The sequence below is a fragment of the Vibrio sp. 10N.239.311.G01 genome (assembly GCF_041465805.1).
Lineage (GTDB): Bacteria > Pseudomonadota > Gammaproteobacteria > Enterobacterales > Vibrionaceae > Vibrio > Vibrio crassostreae_C.
In genome coordinates this window covers 32516-50442 of sequence record NZ_JBFSRM010000032.1, presented here as the reverse complement: position 1 = coordinate 50442, position 17927 = coordinate 32516, and the positions used below count along the sequence as shown (strand labels likewise).

At 43.9% G+C, this 17927-nt stretch carries 12 protein-coding genes and 2 pseudogenes; 4 read left to right on the top strand and 10 right to left on the bottom strand.

Annotated elements, in window-relative coordinates:
• Positions 1 to 83: 83 nt before the first annotated feature.
• From AB6D06_RS19990 to AB6D06_RS19980, 3 genes are read right to left on the bottom strand one after another with little or no spacing between them, the layout of a single operon-like run.
• Positions 84 to 557 (bottom strand): response regulator, encoded by a 474-nt coding sequence (locus AB6D06_RS19990; RefSeq protein ID WP_017063648.1) that lies wholly within the window; start codon positions 555 to 557, stop codon positions 84 to 86.
• Positions 544 to 1899 (bottom strand): ATP-binding protein, encoded by a 1356-nt coding sequence (locus tag AB6D06_RS19985; protein ID WP_017069973.1) that lies wholly within the window; start codon positions 1897 to 1899, stop codon positions 544 to 546. Before AB6D06_RS19985 ends, AB6D06_RS19990 begins: the two co-directional genes overlap by 14 nt.
• A gap of 6 nt (positions 1900 to 1905) precedes the next feature.
• The gene (locus AB6D06_RS19980; RefSeq protein ID WP_102332139.1) at positions 1906 to 3324 is read right to left on the bottom strand and encodes a DASS family sodium-coupled anion symporter; all 1419 of its coding nucleotides are present in this window, start codon (positions 3322 to 3324) and stop codon (positions 1906 to 1908) included.
• A gap of 484 nt (positions 3325 to 3808) precedes the next feature.
• Between AB6D06_RS19980 and AB6D06_RS19975 the strand changes: the two genes are divergently transcribed.
• Both AB6D06_RS19975 and AB6D06_RS19970 read left to right on the top strand, forming a co-directional pair.
• On the top strand, positions 3809 to 6826 hold the full coding sequence (locus AB6D06_RS19975; protein WP_372111553.1) for an EAL domain-containing protein: 3018 nt from the start codon (positions 3809 to 3811) through the stop codon (positions 6824 to 6826).
• Positions 6827 to 6948: 122 nt separating this feature from the next.
• A pseudogene (locus tag AB6D06_RS19970) lies at positions 6949 to 7059 on the top strand (DUF3103 family protein); the annotation flags it as partial.
• A gap of 147 nt (positions 7060 to 7206) precedes the next feature.
• Here AB6D06_RS19970 and AB6D06_RS19965 read toward each other — a convergent pair.
• Together AB6D06_RS19965 and AB6D06_RS19960 are read right to left on the bottom strand one after the other, a co-directional pair.
• Positions 7207 to 7524 carry a Dabb family protein gene (locus AB6D06_RS19965; protein WP_102575852.1) on the bottom strand — a complete coding sequence of 106 codons (318 nt, stop codon included), beginning with the start codon at positions 7522 to 7524 and terminating at the stop codon, positions 7207 to 7209.
• 214 nt (positions 7525 to 7738) lie between these two features.
• Positions 7739 to 7978 carry a hypothetical protein gene (locus AB6D06_RS19960; protein WP_017081013.1) on the bottom strand — a complete coding sequence of 80 codons (240 nt, stop codon included), beginning with the start codon at positions 7976 to 7978 and terminating at the stop codon, positions 7739 to 7741.
• Positions 7979 to 8061: 83 nt separating this feature from the next.
• Here AB6D06_RS19960 and AB6D06_RS19955 point away from each other — a divergent pair.
• Positions 8062 to 8172 (top strand): annotated as a pseudogene (locus tag AB6D06_RS19955) (LysR family transcriptional regulator); the annotation flags it as partial.
• A gap of 127 nt (positions 8173 to 8299) precedes the next feature.
• On the opposite strand, the gene tnaA reads toward AB6D06_RS19955, so the two are convergent.
• From tnaA to AB6D06_RS19940, 3 genes are all read right to left on the bottom strand, one after another.
• A complete protein-coding gene (gene tnaA, locus AB6D06_RS19950; protein WP_102394496.1) occupies positions 8300 to 9772 on the bottom strand; it encodes a tryptophanase in 1473 nt (490 codons plus the stop codon).
• Between the two features lie 759 nt (positions 9773 to 10531).
• On the bottom strand, positions 10532 to 12196 hold the full coding sequence (locus AB6D06_RS19945; protein ID WP_372111549.1) for a GTPase family protein: 1665 nt from the start codon (positions 12194 to 12196) through the stop codon (positions 10532 to 10534).
• A complete protein-coding gene (locus tag AB6D06_RS19940; RefSeq protein ID WP_372111546.1) occupies positions 12183 to 13298 on the bottom strand; it encodes a YcjF family protein in 1116 nt (371 codons plus the stop codon). Before AB6D06_RS19940 ends, AB6D06_RS19945 begins: the two co-directional genes overlap by 14 nt.
• Before the next feature lie 239 nt (positions 13299 to 13537).
• Between AB6D06_RS19940 and AB6D06_RS19935 the strand changes: the two genes are divergently transcribed.
• Positions 13538 to 14050: a peptide-methionine (S)-S-oxide reductase gene (locus AB6D06_RS19935; RefSeq protein WP_017063632.1), complete on the top strand. Its 513-nt coding sequence runs from the start codon at positions 13538 to 13540 to the stop codon at positions 14048 to 14050.
• A 166-nt stretch (positions 14051 to 14216) separates the two neighbouring features.
• Here the strand turns inward: AB6D06_RS19935 and AB6D06_RS19930 are convergent, their stop codons facing one another.
• Entirely contained in the window at positions 14217 to 15833 is a 1617-nt protein-coding gene (locus AB6D06_RS19930; protein WP_372111543.1) for a polysaccharide lyase 6 family protein, read from the bottom strand.
• An 85-nt stretch (positions 15834 to 15918) separates the two neighbouring features.
• On the bottom strand, positions 15919 to 17691 hold the full coding sequence (locus tag AB6D06_RS19925) for a sodium:solute symporter family transporter (RefSeq protein ID WP_017061461.1): 1773 nt from the start codon (positions 17689 to 17691) through the stop codon (positions 15919 to 15921).
• Between the last annotated feature and the right edge of the window lie 236 nt (positions 17692 to 17927).

The following is a 17927-nucleotide window of genomic DNA, read 5'->3' as shown; positions in this document are numbered from 1 at the left end:
TAACTCTTTACCATGCTGTTCAAAAAACACTCACGAAAGATCAACACGCCCTAGTGAATAATGTAAGTCGCTAACATAAGAGGCTAACGCAAGCGTCTGAACACAACCTGCTGGTCGAGCTCATTCTGATAGTCCGTGTAATCAAGCCCTTGATCAAATATGTACTCAGTGACAAGAGTACGAATGCACTCAACCAATGTGCTTGCTTGCCAAGGCTTTTCAAAGTAACGGTCGATGCCTGCTGCATTAATCGCATTGATGGTATCAGTATGAGTGGCCTGCCCCGTAAGAAGAATTTTCTTGGTATTCGGAAAGCGACTGTCATGGAACACTTCAGTGAGTAACTCCACACCCGTTTTCCCTGGCATCACATGATCAGACACGATGACGGTAATGTGTTCGCCTTCTGCGTCAAGTTCATCAATGAGATCAAGCACTTCTTGCGCTGATTCACAATCTTCAATATTCAGCCAACTCGCCAGCGGCTCTAAATCTTGTATCACTGCGCTCAGTACTTCTCTCTGGTCATCGACACAGATTAAATTAAGCTTCTCCATGTTCACCCTCTATTGGTAACTTGATTCTAAATACCGTTTTAGAAGCATCACTTTTCACAATAATACTTCCGCCATAACCTGCCACAATCCGCTTAACTACTGATAAACCCAAGCCCAATCCAAACGATAAACCACCTTTTTTAGTGGTGAAGTTGGGCTGAAATACCTTTCTGCGAGTCGCCTCGTCTATCTCAGGGCCGTTATTCGCGATCGTAACTAATATCCTTTTCTTACTTAATCTGGTTTGAATCTCTATTGCGGCATCGTCTGAATTCGACATTGCATCACAAGCATTCTTTACAATGTTGACCCAAATCTGAACGAGCTCTGTTTTCGAGCCTTTAAAAGACGGTAAATCCGCAGGGCTCAATCGCACAGACACTCTACGTAACTCACTTTGTAGCAACGATAAGGCATGGTTAATGGAGTCGTTAATATCAACCGCTTCTTCGGTGTCGATATCAACTCTGCCAAGTTGTTTAACCGATTTTACGATGCCGACGGTGTGTCTAGATGCCAAACGCAAATCATGTAAATCACAGCCCATCTGCCAAAAACGAATCGCTTCTTCTGGTTTTTTCAGCCAATGCTTTGAAATAACGTCTGTTGCAGATAAAGCATCAATTGGAATCGCCTTTGCAAGAGAGCGAGCAATGTTTTTGTCTAAACCATATTTTCTTTCAAATTGTCGCCCACGTGTTCGTGCTTCTGACGACGACGTTTTCTGACCATGCATTAACCCAAAATCGAAAAATTGACTGGCTTCTGGATGCACTTCTTCAAGCAGATCCATGATGACCGTTTCAAGTCGACCAGATTTACTATTTACGACACCAATAGCGTTGTTAAGCTCATGAGCAATCCCTGCAGCCAATTGACCCAAGGTCGTCATTTGCTCAGCAGTATGTAACTTCTCTAGCGCTTTTTGTTTCGCTATCGCTTCTTGTGTTGCGCGGCGTTGACGACGCGACAACTCATTGACAATTACAGGTGTGAACTGTGCGGTAAGAGGACCAAATTTACGTTCATCTTCTGCAGGCGTGTCTTTATCGATCCACGCTAACTCAACATCGGTTTTAGCAACAACCGTTGAAGATGCTGTCCAATTACCTGAAAAGAAGCTATGAACGCCTATAAAAGCCCCACTACCCGCGCTAAATACTCGCACTTGCGGTGTATTCGCATCGGTATAAAACCCTTCCAGTTCTCCACTAAACACATAATATAAACGAGTGTTTAACGCTGATTGTTCAATAATGGTGTTACCGGCACAGCACGTCACCCGACGTTCTGTTTGGTTAAAATAGCGCTCGATCAGTGCTTCTAGCTTTTGTTGATACACGTATCGTTATCCTATGTGACCAATTGAATGTAGCACCCACACCATAACAAAACTCAGTAGCACACCAACCACACCCAAAATAATACCGATTCTGGCCATTTGATTACTTTGCACATGACCAGTGGCATGAGCCAACGCATTCGGTGGCGTACTGATTGGCAGCGACATACCTAATGAAGCGGCAAAAGTCACAACCAAAATTAACGTTAGCTCACCGCCTAGTGGCGTGAGTGAAGCCATAGACGAACCTAATGCCGCCATAATTGGCATTAACAAGTTAGCCGTTGCGGTATGAGACATAAAGTTTGCCATTACCAAACACAAGAACGCCGCTCCAAACAACACCACATAGGGTGAGTAGCTATCAAACGGAATACTGTGTACCACGAGCTTTGCTAAGCCAGTTTTATCGAGCGCTAAACCAAGCGCAATACCACCTGATACAAGCCACAATACGTCCCAAGAAATTTTCTTCAGGTCTTCTTTATTGATGATCCCTGTGAGTGAGAACACAGCGACAGGAATCAGAGCGACGGTGTAAGAGTTCATGCCATGGCTTGAACCCATTAACCAAAGAATGATGGTCAGCGCAAAAGTGACGTACACCGCAATGGCTTTAGGCGTTTTAAGGAATTTACCTTTGATGCTTAGCTCGATTTTCTTTTGGTCAGCTTTGTACATAAAGCCTATTAAAAACCACGCTAACGCCATCATAATCACAACAAACGGCACACCAAATGCCATCCATTCACCGAACGTAATGAGGTTATCGCCAACTAAATATTTAAGTGCGATAGCGTTCGGAGGGGTACCGATCGGAGTACCAATGCCACCGATGTTAGCGGCAACCGGGATACAAAGCGCAAACGCTACACGACCGGGGTCTTTCGGACCAAACACAGCCAGTACCGGCGTTAAAATAGAGAGCATCATTGCCGTTGTTGCCGTGTTAGACATAAACATCGAAAAGATACCGGTGATCAACATTAAGCCGAGCATCACAAACTTTGGGTCTTGTCCAAATGGCTTCAACAACACGCGAGCTAAGTTTACGTCTAATCGATATTTAGTGGCGGCCATCGCTAAGAAAAAACCGCCTAAAAACAACATGATGATTGGACTAGCGAATGTCGCCATGATATCGCTGTATTTTAACAGCTCACCAAAATGTTCCTCCCCATGCTCAAACCTTAAAAAGATCAGCCCTTTATCCGACAACATCAATAATTGCAGAACGATAATAACAACAGACGTCGCGTAGATCGGGATGGGCTCGAACACCCAGCACAATGCCGCTAATAAAAAGATCGCGATAACGCGTTGTTGAATAATCGTAAGGCCTTCAAATGGAAACGCTGATAGCGGCATTACGAGGATAATGAAAGGAATTAAAATAGGGATAATGTATTTAATATAGGGGCGCATAGCACAAAAACTCTTCCTGAGATAACAACTACTTAGAAATTAGATTTAAAGTTCTAATTTAGATCCGACAACGAATTATCGACCTCTTATCACTATCTCACTATCGGCTAGATCAATGATTACGTAATCGCGATATCCCCTTTTTCGATTTTGTGCGCTACCTCTACGTTTGTATGTCATTTATTGTTGCAATTAAATTCAGGAGAGTGGTTTCTGCGTTTCTAGTCATAATCCGTTCCGGTTATTCTAGGTACTGTCAGAACAGATCAGTCGCTTAAGTCATGTCCATAAATTGAGGACCGCTTCTGAGTAACCTCTCAAATATATGAGTTAGACTTACTCGGATTGTGCGTGGTTTTGCATTTCCTTTTGCCGTAAGTTTATTTTCAAGCTCGCTTAGTAGAGCATGGAAGAAATAATAAAAAGATACCTATTCTCCCCCGAAAACAGTTCTACACAACACAACTTTCGACCGGCTAATAACATGACTATTGTTACATTTAAAAAACGTCCTACCGTTGGCATTGTGCTGCCTATGCTCAGTGGCTTCTACATGGGCGAGCTAAATGCAACCCTTAGAAGGCTTGCGAAAAACCATAAAGTCAATCTGATCTTCATCCGCTCGGGTGAGCGAAGAGATTTTAAACTTCCTATATATTTTAATCATCTCGATGCCCTTGTGGTCGTTCTCCATGCAGCGACAGTAAAGTTGATCGAAGAAGCTATAAACGCAAACATTCCAGTCATTTCTATTGGAGCAAGCTATGCGCCGCTGCCCGTTGAGCAGTATTATAGTGTGCAAAGCGATGGTGTCACTAAGCTCTATGAATGGTTACAAAGTCAAGGACACGAAGAAATCGGCTTTTGTGGCGATCTCACTGTTAATGATATCAGGTCTCGCTTCAAAGCGTATCAACGTACGGTGATTGATCATAAAGGCTCATTCAACCAACGCCATTTCTTCCGCGTGTCGAATTGTTCTCTATCTGGGGGACGAGAAGCCGCAATAGAATTTATACAGCGTAAATCCAAATGCACTGCGGTTATCTGCGCAACTGACCACAATGCTGTAGGTATGATGGAGCAACTGTCTCACAGCAATATCTCGGTACCTGACGATGTCGCCATCGTAGGCATTGATAATATTTTCGTCGGTCAACAATTCAATCCCAAGTTAACAACAGTAGACCAACAGCTTGAGCTTCTAGCGACGCAAGTATTTCACCGCGTGTTGGAACGTATTTCTGGGAAGCCTTTTAATAATGCCAATAATAGTGTCCCGCAAAAGCTCATCGTTCATCAGTCTTGCGGTAACACAAACCCAGATCTCGAACATAAAGAAGATATCAACTCAACTCGCCAAATCCTCTTAAATGTGCAAGGGCGTTCTCCCGCTGAGATATTCGAAAATTTCTATTCACAAGCACAAGGAGGTTTTGACTCAATTAGAGATGCTCAAAGCCTTTACGGAAACAATCTTGACTGGGCCTGTCTCGCTGAGTGTAATTCGGAGCAATACACTATTAGGAAATGGGTAGAAAAAGGCATGACTCAGCCAACTACCCTACCGCAACAAACAGATATTCAAGACGATATTCGCAATTTCCCATTTTTCGAACGCTATGATCATTTCGTTGCTTCCATTCTTCCTATCAACTCAGGGCAAGAAGATCACTGGAAGCTCGTCGCTGTTGTTGATTCATTGCAAGATCACCAAGATATCGGTACACAATCGGTATTCAACAATTATTTAGATATGCTCGCACTGTTCATCGAGCGCGACGAGCTTATCAATACAAGTAACAATCGTCAGAAGAACTCCCAACAGTTGTTGCAACAGCTCAAAGTAGTATCTAACAGCTCAAACGATGGTATCTGGGATTGGGACTTACTAACCAATACTCTTGTCTGGAACAGTCGGTTAACCAAAATGATTGGCTGTCAAGATACCTTTTCTGATCGTAAGTTAGGATGTGACCATCTGTTCCAATATATACACTCAGAAGACTTAGAACTTCTCGAGTCCGCCATTCATAACCACTTAAACGAAGAAGTACCGTTCAAATGTGAATTCAGGATGAAGACGCAACATCGCGGATATATCTGGGTTCATGCCAATGGCTCAGCGGTTCATAATGCAGAAGGGCAGGCTGTGCGCTTCATTGGCTCAATGACGGATGTAACTCAAGAGCGAGAAGATGCGGAAAAGATTCAACACATGGCGTATTATGATGCGCTTACTGGCATCGCTAATCGCCGGAAAATAATGGAAAGCATCGCGCAACACATTGTGAATCGACCTAACCAAAAACGCGCGGTCATGTTGATGGATCTTAACCGTTTTAAGATTATCAACGACTCTTTTGGTCATCACGTCGGTGATGCACTTCTTTGTCACGTGACCAAACATATTCAGAACGTGCTATCAAGTGAACACCTTGTCGCACGTTTGGGAGGTGACGAATTCTTGTTTTTGTGTAATGTCAGTTCCGAAGCAGACATCAACGCACTCGCCACGCAGATTTTAAATGCCGTTCAAAACCCATTGATCGTTGATGATATTGAGATTATCAGCCAAGGAAGCCTAGGCATCGCTATGTATCCTTATGATGGCGTAAGTGCCGAAGAATTAATTAAGCAGGCCGACATTGCCATGTATCAAGCTAAAAAGCTGGGAGGACAAAGCTATCTCAACTTTCAAAGGTCAATGGCAAAAGAGACGGAAAACATAATCGAAATAGAGCACCAACTCAGTCGTGCCATCGCTCAACAAGAAATAAAGGTGCACTACCAACCTCAATATTGTGGGCAAGATGAAAAGATTACTGCTGTTGAAGCACTAGCAAGATGGGAATCTCCAACATTGGGGGATGTCCCTCCTGACCAGTTTATCGAGGTTGCTGAATCAGCTGGCCTAATCAGCAAGCTTGGTGAATGTATCATTCATCGAGTTTGTAAGGATGTTGAAGGATCTGAATGGCTACAAACCATGAGCCATATTTCCATTAATATCAGTGCAAAACAGCTGATACAGCCTCACTTCGCTCAAGAAATCATTCGAACTATTCGCCAATACCAGCTTCCTTTGACGTTATTCTGTATTGAGATAACCGAGTCAGCAGCAATTGTCGATTACGAGTTATGCATAAACTCACTTAAAGAACTACACGATGTAGGAATTTCTATCTCTCTTGACGATTTTGGCACGGGATTCTCTTCTCTATCTTTACTAAAGCAACTTCCACTAAGTGAAGTAAAGATCGACCGTTCATTTATCTCTGACATAACTCAAGGGCAGACCAACTTAGACTTCGTCAACACTATGATCATGATGGGTAAAAGCTTGGGCTATCGTGTTGTAGCTGAAGGGGTGGAAACTGCTGATCATAACCAACGCCTAAACGGACTGGGGATAGATCTGCTGCAAGGTTATTACTTCAGTAAACCTCGACCATTAAGTGAACTGGAATCAGAAGTGGCTATCAAATTGACTAGAGCTTAACCGTGGCACAACGGCATTATTTAAAAGTAATGCCATTCTTATTCACGCTTTGCGTTAACTTTACTGCCTATTGGCAGGTTAACGGAATAAAAATGAGCGTAAACAGTAGATGACATAAAGGTCGTTTAGAACCACAGATAGACCTCGTTGAGATGCCTTATCTGGACTACGACAAACAGACGTACTACCCCAATCAGACAGTTATCTTCTGGCCTCGCTACCGCTGGGGCGCAGGCGGAAATGCTGTCGCATCGTTTGCACCAGTCACGATTTCGCCGACAGAGTAAATCGTTTCTTATTCAGTTAGGGCTTAATCACATAAGCCCTAACTCTTCATTATCGAAGGTAAGTCAAACACAAGAGACCTACTCAGAACCTAATTACAGGGAGTAATCAAACACAATGATGTCTTCTAAAAGCGGACGAAACACATCTTTCAGCACATCATGCTCAGGGTGCGGAAGGTAATTCTGGCGGCCTTCTTCATCGGCGAACGTCATTAACACCGAGTGGGTATAACCTTGATTCTTGTTTTCAGGGCTGTCATTTAATCCCCATTCGACTGAAGTGACCCCTTCAACCTTGTTTGGCATCGCTTCAAACAGCATCTTTAGTTTTTGAACCTCTGAAGCTTCAGCGTTTTCTTTAAACTTAATCAGTAGAATATGACGAATCATTCCCGTTTCTTTTTGAGTCATTCTTTGTCCTTTCGAGTCGTTCGCTTACTGGTTTGTAATGCTTAACCAACACCCAATAGCGATCTAAATTAGAGAACAACAAAATGCCACACGTTACACAACATGCCAAGGCTAGATCGCTAGAGTTTATAAAATACTCCACAACCCAATAACGAAAAATGCTGCACCCGAGGGCGCAGCATTTCTCATGACAATGGTAAGCACATCTTTAACGTTAATCACGACGACCTGTAAGCTGGATCGTTTGGTCTTGATCTACGTTCTTTTGGAATTGGATTCCGCCGTTAGACGCTTCATTTCTTCCTTCCAGTGTTAAGTCAGATTCAACACGCTCAGCCTTTACTTGATTACCTTCGCTTCTTGTCATGTCGATAGTGCCTGTATACGTACCGTCGGCAGCAAAAGCCGTGTTCATTGAAAGAGCCATTAAGCCTAGTGCGATTAACTTTTTCATACATCACCTCATATTATTTTTAATTATTTGTTCGTTTGGTATCAGTGTTTCTTTGTTGAGGTAACTTTAACAATCGAACATGAACCATAGATGTGAGCTATGTGATGAGCTGCCGCCGCTCGCAAAAAGACGCACCTTTGAATCAGTGGTTATTCCAAATGTTGAAGTCTACCCTGAAAAACAAACAAGCGTAGTTCAGCTTTTAACGGGTTAACTACTTAAAGGCTTAACTGCCTAACTCCCCTACCATCCAAAAAAAGAAAAGGCTCCCGAGGGAGCCTTTGATTAGGGTTCTAGTGACTATTCGCTTATGTTTTTATTTTAAAATGCTTCTTCGAGCGTTTGTTCGTTCTTTTTTTCTGTTTGTTTCTCGCTGGTCTCTACCTCTTTCAAGCGCGCAGTGAAGTGTCTTAACACCGGCGGCTCGTAGGTAAAATCGAGCCCTTTCACTTGTCCTGCATTCTCTTTCACTTTTTCGAATGCTTCGATAATGAAGTCCATGTGTGTTTGTGTGTAGGTCGCGCGAGGAATGGTAAGGCGCAACAACTCAGCAGGACATGGGTGTTGTTCACCTGTTGCTGGGTCGCGTCCTTGCAGCAAAGACCCAATCTCAACCGCTCTGATACCCGCGACTTTATAGAGTTCGCACGCCAAAGCATGTGCGGGAAACTGACCAGCCGGGATATGAGGCAGCAATTTACCCGCATCGACAAACGCAGCATGACCGCCTGCTTGCTGGCACACGATGCCCATCGCTTCTAAGCCATCAACAAGGTATTGAACCTGGCCAATACGGTACTCTAACCAATCTTGGCGCATGCCGTCATAAAGGCCAACCGCAAGACGCTCCATCGCGCCACCTTCTAAGCCACCATAGGTTGGGAAGCCCTCTTGCACCACACACAAGGTTCGACACTCTGTGTACACATCCATGAAAGCGTCGTCTTTAAAGCACAACAAGCCGCCCATTTGTACCATGGCATCTTTCTTGGCAGACATAGCTAAACCATCCGCGTATTTGTAAGACTCACGCGTGATCTGTTCGATTGTCCAATCCTGATAACCCGCTTCACGTTGTTGAATGAAGTAGGCATTTTCTGCGTAGCGTGCCGAGTCCATGATCACAGGAATATCGTACTTCTGAGCGATTTCATACACGGCTTTTAGATTGGCGATAGACACTGGCTGTCCACCAGCAGAGTTACAAGTAATGGTGCTCACAATGTAGGGAACATTGGCTGCGCCCGCTTCTAAGATCGCTTCTTCCAGCTTCACCACATCGAAGTTGCCTTTGAAATCCGCGTTCACTGAGGTATCGAACGCTTCTTTGGTATAAACGTTCTTCGCCACACAGCAATTCACTTGGGTGTGGCCTTGTGTTGTATCGAAGAAGTAGTTCGACAAGGCGACCATTTTGCTGCGATCGAGCCCTTTCTCCATTTCACGCTTCTTAATAAGAACCGGAATGTAGATCTGCTCTGCACCGCGTCCTTGGTGTGTTGGAATCGTCAACTCGTAACCGAAGATATCCTTAACCGCATTCGACAATGCGTAGTAACTGCGGCTACCACTGTAAGCTTCATCACCCATTAACATCGCGGCTTGCATACGCTGAGTGATAGATCCTGTTCCGCTGTCTGTCAGTAAGTCGATAAACACATCATCACTGTCGAGCAAAAATGGGTTCATGCCCGCGTCGACAATGGCTTGTTCACGATAGGCGCGAGTTGTTCTTTTTACTGGCTCTACAACACGAATACGAAACGGTTCTGGTAGATGTTTGAAGTTTTCCATAATAATACCTTTCAATACATTCCGATCAGGTCGAAATGTATTTTCTTTAGATGTCACGAGTCCTCACTATTAAATTAATAGTTCCGTATAAAGATACACAGAAAATTAACAGTGAAAATAAAAAATTAAATAATGACTTATTAATCAAACCTAAACAGAGGCTAAGATAATTAGCGAGAACGACAAAAAACGAATACCCTACACGGAATAATAAGTGCGACATTCATACGTTCAAAGGTTATCAAAGCTGCTGATAGGTAAACAAAGCTCGCTGCTTTGCTGGCGCGTGACGCCTAGAGGGTACTACTCTGAAGAAAGGTGGAACGAGAGTTGGTGATCTAAGGTATACCAAGCTAACAAGGTTAGCCAAGTTGTTGATTGCCATTTCAGATACATGTTCACAATATATCCCTACGTTGAAATCAAGATGATCCGAAGTTTAAATATAGTGCAATTGTTTTATAAATACAGATTAAAAAAGTATAAATGTGAACAATATTTAGAATGATGATTAAATACGATAGCGTGTTATATAAAATGTGAATCACAGCTGTTTATATACTATTAAACTAGTTCAGCGAGAACCTTAATAATATCAAATCTCTTTTGAAATCAACACCTCTCTAATAAGGGGCGAAGATAGCTGTTTTCTAAAAAAGCCATCATCTAATAAAGCCAAGATCCAAAACTCGCCGATCTAGAAAAGATAAATTCTGATGAGGCTCAAACCTCACCAGAACCGTATTCGCAGTGAATGACTTACTTCTTCTTCACGGCTTGCTTGATGGCCATTTCAGCCAGTTTTGGTGTCGCCGCTTTCAATGCGCTGGGTGCCACCTTCTTACCCACTTTGACTGCTTTATTCAGTTGGCCTTTAACCGACGAGCCTCTTTTCATGGCTTCTAAACGTTGGCGGTTTCTCTGAACGTTATTTGCGTCAGCGATACGCTCTATCAACGTCTGCCTTAAAGTATCTAAACCAAACTGTACCTTTTCTGGCGCAATCGCCAGCGGTAACACGATATCGGTTTGCAGCAATATATGATTGTATTCGAGCGCTTGAGCAATGATCTTCGCTTTGGTCGATGTTGGATTCTCTAAGTCATACGGTGGCTGCCAATCGTCTACAGGCTTTAATCTGTCTACCTGATTCACAACCGACACCACAATCGGTTTCTTGCGTGAGATGTTCTTAGGATCGTCATAGAAAGCATCAAATCTATCTTTCAATTGCTTATCCAAATCACGTGCAGACTGATTGGCTTTAAGCACCCATAGCACCACATCCGCTTGGGTCATCTCTTTCAGCATTAAGGCTTCGGTTTTAGGATTGCCATCAAGCCCCTGAAGATCAACAACGCGAACATCATTGTCATCGACAAACGCGTTGTATACGGTTGAAGTGTCGGTTGATGGCAGTACATCCACTTCAGCTACCAACTCTTGCTTAAGCGCATTAATCAGTGAGGATTTCCCAGAGCTTGTTTGCCCTACTAGAACAATTCTTACTGGCTCTAATTCTGGTGCAAAGCGCTGTTCATCTATTTCAGAAACATCCGACGCTCTTAGTGCTTCATCTTCAATGCTAAAACGTCCACTATAGAGATCAATCGCCACAGCGGCCACCTCATCTAACAAGGCTTGCTTGGCAGCATATTGCATGTCCTCAACCACACCTCTTGTCATTGAAGAAGTCGCCTGTTCACGGCCTAAATCCGAAATGACTTTCAGGGGGTTCAAATACAGGTTTTTAAGATGATTACCCCAAATGGCAGCTTTAATGATCTTATGTCCTAGCTCGCCATATTTGTCATAGGCTTCGTAGCCCGCTTTGATATAGGAAACCTTGAGATATTCAATACCTGGTATATGTTCTCGCACCACCAACTTATAGCGTCGGCTCACCTCTTCGAACAGCTTCAGTCCTTCTGGAATAGAGAAGTCGAGTGATTTCTTGTCAAACTTCGTGGCGACAAACTCAAGAACTTCTAAACCGGTTTGGTCTAGATTGCCCCACTCTATGTCGATCATTAATTGTTGCCGCACGTGAAGTTTCGATTCATTCCAGATCGACAGCTCTTTTTGAGACCAATCAATAGAAGCTTTAACAAGCGCATCGTCGATGTCAGTCTTCTTAAGCAATGATTCTACTTGAGGTTCATCGTCGCTCTCTTTATTCAAAGAAGAATCGCTATAGGTCGATTTGTGCGAAGAGCGACTAGAAATGTATAGAGGAACAGAGAATAGTAAAGTACTCACCGCAATCGCAATGGACATTTCCAGTAGGTAACCATATTTAATCGCCAAGAAGAGACCAAAACCCATCATGATAATGCTTGGGAAGATAGCCGAAATCAGGGTAATGCCCCAGCGGCCACTCGATAGCACCGCCAGTAATCGAAATAGGTTTCTAATTTTCTTCATAGCCCGACGCCGCCTTTCCTTTTTTCAGGGATTCTTTGTAGATCTTCTGCATCTCTTGTTCAGAGACTTCTTCACCTTTGTTCTTATGATAGAAGTAAAAACACGCCGCGCGACCTAAACCATAAGAAGTGCCGAAACTCATTGCCGCTGCAGCAACCGCGCCCACAGTTTGACCATAAACTGGAATCAGCTTTATCAACTGTCGAGTGCCCAGTTTCATTCCGTATTGCAAAGCGAAGCTGCTTCCCAGAGTTCCTATCAATTCACTAAAGACTCTCTTATTCCATTCGACCCCATATTGATTGGCCAAGCTATGAAGCATTTTCGCTTGAATCGCAGGCACAGACACCAAACCAACACCTGGAATCAGGTCACTCGCGGCAGCGCTTCCTGCATACCAAAGCACTTCGTTTTCGACTTGATCAAAATTCGCTTCTTCTTGAGTCGAGTGTTCTTTGTCTATCACCATCATCCCTATCACAGGGAGTATTGTCGTCAACTGTTCTATCAGGGTGTCATAGTTATAGATGGGACTGCTGTTATAAGTAGAGCCGTCATCAGTTTCAAAATCGACGGCTACCGATTCAAACTCTTTACCCCAAGCCTTCTCTACTTGGTTGGTGTTGAACTGAATTTGCCTTGCTCGATCTGGTTCACTGGAAGACAACACCGCCGTATGAACCAGCAACAAGTGTTTAATCTTCTTCTGTTTCTTAATCTGTTTTAGAGCCGTAAGCACAGCGGATTGTTCAGGTTCGTCGGCTTTCATTACAACGACTAACGCATTACCTGCCTGACCAATCTCTTCCAAATCCTCTTTCGCATCGTAATTCGCTTCGCTGAGTCCTCTGGTATCAAGAAACCTCATCACGGGTTTGTCTTGCGGAAACTCATACGACATCGCCGTCATGGTACAAGGCGCAAAACCATTGCCCACTTCTACAGAAGAGTCGCCCGTGACCGCTTGAATAAACGATGACTTGCCCGCCCCCGTTTTGCCCAACAGCCACAATGTAGGAAGATGCTTGCGCTGATATTCATGAGCCTGAGTCAAGTCTGGGTTCTTGCTCGGATTAATGAAGTCTTTTATTTGATCAAACATGTTTAGAGTAACGCTCACTTGATGTTGAGATTCGAGTTGATGACAAAGCAATACTGACTTATATAATCACAAATCATATTAAACTTATGTTTGTTCAGTCGCACAGGTTTACAATGCCTAAACGCTTGTTTTTATTTGCGCGCTCATTTTTATAGACGCTTTTTTATACGTACGGGTATCATCGTATTGATTCGGGTACCTAACGAACATCAACAAACACAGAGAGCTCAAAGAGAAGTATGGAACAAATTTATTTAGCTGGCGGCTGCTTGTGGGGTGTACAAGAATTTATTAAGTACGTTCCTGGTGTTATCAGCACAGAAGCAGGCCGTGCTAATGGAAGCGCCCAGCCAACAGAGAACAAAACGACACAAAGCGACGGCACACAAAGCGATTACAATGGCTACGCGGAGTGCGTACAAATTGAATTTGATCCAAACATCACGTCAGTCACGATTTTGATGGAACACTTGTTTGAGATTATCGACCCTTACAGCTTGAATAAACAAGGTGTCGATGTCGGAGAGAAATACCGCACAGGTGTATACAGCACTAATGCAGAACACTTAACCGAAGCTAAGCACTATATTTCTTCAAGAGATGATGCCGACCGTATCGCTGTTGAGGTGTTGCCGTTGACCAATTATGTTGCCAGCGACGACATCCACCAGCATCACTTAAGTCACTTCCCTGAAGATCACCACTTATGTCATATCCCTTGGGATCTACTGCATAAGTATAAATCACAGTAGTCTCGACGTAAGATTGAGATGATCACGACCTAAGATCGATAAAGCCTCAACAGACATTATCTGTTGAGGCTTTTTAAGTGTTATGGTCAGGACAGCTATCGTGAATTGATTTGGTAGCTCAAGCCATTAACCTTTAGCCTTTAGCCATTAGCCATTAACTAATAAATTACTTAGTCGTATTCTCAAGCACGTAGTCTGGACCCGCTGTTTCAGCTGTCACAACCGCAAGTTTAGACACGTCTGCTCCTTCACCTTGGTAAGCGTTAATGCCATTTTCTACAACGACTTTTGGTAGCTCAACCGAGTAGCCTTCGATCAGTTCAGAATCCGTTACTTGACCTACGTAAGTTTCGTCTGTGTAGGTTGCGCCAACTAATGGGAAGTCTTGCGTTGCACGGACACTTACAAATTCAGGTGACTGCGAGTTATCAACCACATTGTGTTTAAACGCCACATCAACACCCGCATAAATGCCTTCCACTTCTGCGTTGTTGAACAAGCTTACACGGTGACTTTGGTTGCCGTAAACAATGCCCCACTCAGTATCAACTAGAGAGTTATTCTCGATCGTGATGTTTTTCGGTGTCCACTGCTTATTAAGCTCTTTGCCTTTCACCGATTGATCTAGCTGCTCACCATTCGCTACGTCGATGATGCCCGTGTTAATAACAATGCCGCCACGTAGGTCAGCGTTGCCTTCAATCACACCATCACGACCACGAGTGTTGGCAATGTAGTTATTGCGAATCACATGATCTTCATCGTAGATACGAATGCCGCCCGTTAGGCGTTTCTCGTTACCCAGAATCATGTTGTTCTCAACTGTGTTGCCTTTACCGTGGCGCAGTGAAATAAGAGCTGCACTTTGGAAGATCGTGTTGCCTGAGATCGTGTTGTCGCCCGACTTAATCGAGATAAGCTCACGCTCACCATCCATATCGATCATTAGGTTGTTCACGAACTTAGAACTTGAATCCCACTGTGAAGATTTAGAATCACCAATACGGATCGCTTCCCAGCTGTTGCCGTTGTAACGAATCGCTTCTTTGATGTCGAATTCGTTGAACTGGTTAGGCTTTTGATCCATGAAGATGTTATTTGCGATCAGGTGGTTGTCAGCTGTGTCATCTTTTTGTACACCAATCAAAGTGCCGCGTTTTTGCTTACCTTCGAAACGGTTGTTGATGACTTTGCCGTCTTTACCCCATAGAGAAACCCAAAGGTACTTTGGATACTCAGAACGACGCTCGTCTGGCTCGTACGTGTAATCGTGGTTGAAGTAGTAGAATGTTGAGTTTTGAAGCGTATTGCCATTACCCATCATACGAACTGCGCCAAAGCGTTCGTTAGGACCGCCCTCAGTAAATACCAAGCCATCAAGCGTGATGTCATCGCCTTTCAGTTCAAACTGAATCAAACCAGTGATCCACGCAGAACCTGCTTGCTCGGCCTTGATAGTGATGTCATTCGCCGTGATCGTCACTTGACCTAAGTTCGCGTATTTACCGGCAGGGATCACCAGTTCGTCGCCATCTTTTAGGTTTTCAAATTGTGCTTTAAGCGCAGCCACTTGCTCTTCCGAAGCAACGGCTAAAGTGTCGCCATCTACCTCTGTTAAGCGGTCACTGCTCAATAGGTAACTACGGTCAATTTCGCTAACAGCAGGCGTAGCTTGTTCAGCGACACTGACTACGGGTGCTGTTTTTTCTTGTGTTGTACAGCCTGTTGCAAAAGCGAGTGTGAACGCGCTAATAATGCTTACCGATAATAGTTTTTTGTTCATCGTACATCTCACATTAAAGTTTGGATTATAAAAATGACGACCACCCGTTCAGGTGGACGTGATGTTATTTAGGATGCGTATTAAATTAGCCTTCGGCTGGAGTCACTTCGTCTTGTTGCTCGACTTTGTCATCGACTGCTTTAACAAGTAACAGACCAACAGAGAACACAATCAAGCCACACAGAACGAATACCATGCGTCCCCACATTGGGTTTGGCAGTACGAACATAGTCATTACGCCCACACCCGCTACCGCGATAAGTGAACCCAACATACGACGTTGCTTGTTATCCAGTTTCTTCTGTTCATTACTTTCAGCAACTAGTGGCGTCGCTAGGTTGTTGAAGAACTTGTCTACGTCTTTCTCACGGTGCTCAGCAAGAGGCTTGTAGAACAGTGTTGAAAGAACAAAGAAGCCAGCAGTAAATATGATGTGACCGATAAGGCCGATAGCCACTTTCAGGTCAGCCCACTCACGGCCAGTTAGTTCATTTAGACCGAACCAGTTTTGAATCATGTCCGCAGTGATAACGAAACCAACGAAGTAAGAAACCACACCACCTACAACTAGCGTGCCCCAACCTGCCCAATCCGGTGTTTTACGGATGAAGAAGCCACAGAATGCTGGAATTGTCATTGGGAAGCCGATCAATGCGCCCACGTACATCATGGTGTCGAAAAGGCTCAGACCTTTAAGAGAGTTGATGAACAGAGCAACCAAGATGATCGCGATACCGAAGAAGGTAGACGTTAGTTTAGAAACAACCATTAGCTCTTTCTCTGTCGCTTTAGGACGAAGAATCGGCTCGTAGAAGTTCTTAACGAAGATACCTGAGTTACGGTTTAGACCTGAGTCCATTGAAGACATTGTTGCTGCGAACATAGCGGCAATCAGAAGGCCAACCATACCTGCAGGCATGTATTCTTGAACGAAGTAAAGGTAAGCGAAGTCAGCGGCTTTGCTGCCAGCTTCTGGGTAAGCTGCTGCTAAATCAACACCTTGACCTGCCATGAACCAAGAAGGCATGAACCAGATGATTGGACCAAGCGTCATTAGTACACAAGCAAGTAGAGCTGCTTTACGTGCGTTATTTGAATCTTTTGCAGCAAGGTAACGGTAAGAGTTAAGCATGTTGTTGGTAATGCTGAACTGCTTTAAGAAGATGAACACAGCCCAGATGCTGAAGATGCTCATGTAGTTCAGGTTATCACCCGTAATGAATGAATCTGTTGGGAAGTCGTTAACGATCTGCGTAACGCCGCCACCGTGGTAAATCGCAACCACAGCACACGTCACCGTTACCGCCATGATGATAACCATCTGCATAAAGTCAGATGCGATTACCGCCCAAGAGCCGCCTGTTACTGACATTACTAGTACAACCAGACCCGTTAGGACAATCGTCGTTGTCATATCAAAGCCGAAGATACCCGATGCGATGATTGCTAGACCATTCAACCAAATACCTGCAGAGATAACGCTGTTTGGCATACCAGACCAAGTAAATACTTGCTCATTCACCTTACCAAAACGCATACGAATCGCTTCAATTACCGTCACAACACGCAGTTGACGGAACTTCGGAGCGAAGTAAAGGTAGTTCATTAGGTAACCGAATGCGTTCGCGATGAAGATAATCGCTACGGCAAAGCCATCGGTAAAGGCTTTACCTGCTGCACCAGTAAATGTCCAAGCACTGAACTGAGTCATAAATGCGGTTGCACCTACCATCCACCACAGCATATTACCTCCCCCACGGAAGTAATCACTTGTCGTACTTGTAAACGTTCGAAACATCCACCCTATCGCAATTAAGAATAGGAAGTAGATGCCAACTATCAGGGTATTGAGTTCCATCGTTAGACCTTTTATTTATGTTTTTTTGTTGAGGTTACTATAAATAAATGGCAAGTATATTTGTACTACAATAATCCAAATGCGTGACAATGATCTTACAGTCTGACACTCAATTAATCATACAAGTGATCGAGTTCAAAGTTGCACCACCTAGGAGCGCAATTCCTCAAGTCAGTGCAGTTATCCGCACTAAATTTCGACCAAAACCCCGAAAAACATGAACAAAGTCTCTAAAA

Coding starts and splice junctions, on each gene's coding strand:
- AB6D06_RS19975 (WP_372111553.1), top strand. CDS start 3,809: ATGACTATTGTTACATTTAAAAAACGTCCTACCGTTGGCATTGTGCTG.
- AB6D06_RS19990 (WP_017063648.1), bottom strand. CDS start 557: ATGGAGAAGCTTAATTTAATCTGTGTCGATGACCAGAGAGAAGTACTG.
- tnaA (WP_102394496.1), bottom strand. CDS start 9,772: ATGGAAAACTTCAAACATCTACCAGAACCGTTTCGTATTCGTGTTGTA.
- AB6D06_RS19935 (WP_017063632.1), top strand. CDS start 13,538: ATGGAACAAATTTATTTAGCTGGCGGCTGCTTGTGGGGTGTACAAGAA.
- AB6D06_RS19980 (WP_102332139.1), bottom strand. CDS start 3,324: ATGCGCCCCTATATTAAATACATTATCCCTATTTTAATTCCTTTCATT.
- AB6D06_RS19960 (WP_017081013.1), bottom strand. CDS start 7,978: ATGAAAAAGTTAATCGCACTAGGCTTAATGGCTCTTTCAATGAACACG.
- AB6D06_RS19925 (WP_017061461.1), bottom strand. CDS start 17,691: ATGGAACTCAATACCCTGATAGTTGGCATCTACTTCCTATTCTTAATT.
- AB6D06_RS19940 (WP_372111546.1), bottom strand. CDS start 13,298: ATGTTTGATCAAATAAAAGACTTCATTAATCCGAGCAAGAACCCAGAC.
- AB6D06_RS19930 (WP_372111543.1), bottom strand. CDS start 15,833: ATGAACAAAAAACTATTATCGGTAAGCATTATTAGCGCGTTCACACTC.
- AB6D06_RS19945 (WP_372111549.1), bottom strand. CDS start 12,196: ATGAAGAAAATTAGAAACCTATTTCGATTACTGGCGGTGCTATCGAGT.
- AB6D06_RS19965 (WP_102575852.1), bottom strand. CDS start 7,524: ATGACTCAAAAAGAAACGGGAATGATTCGTCATATTCTACTGATTAAG.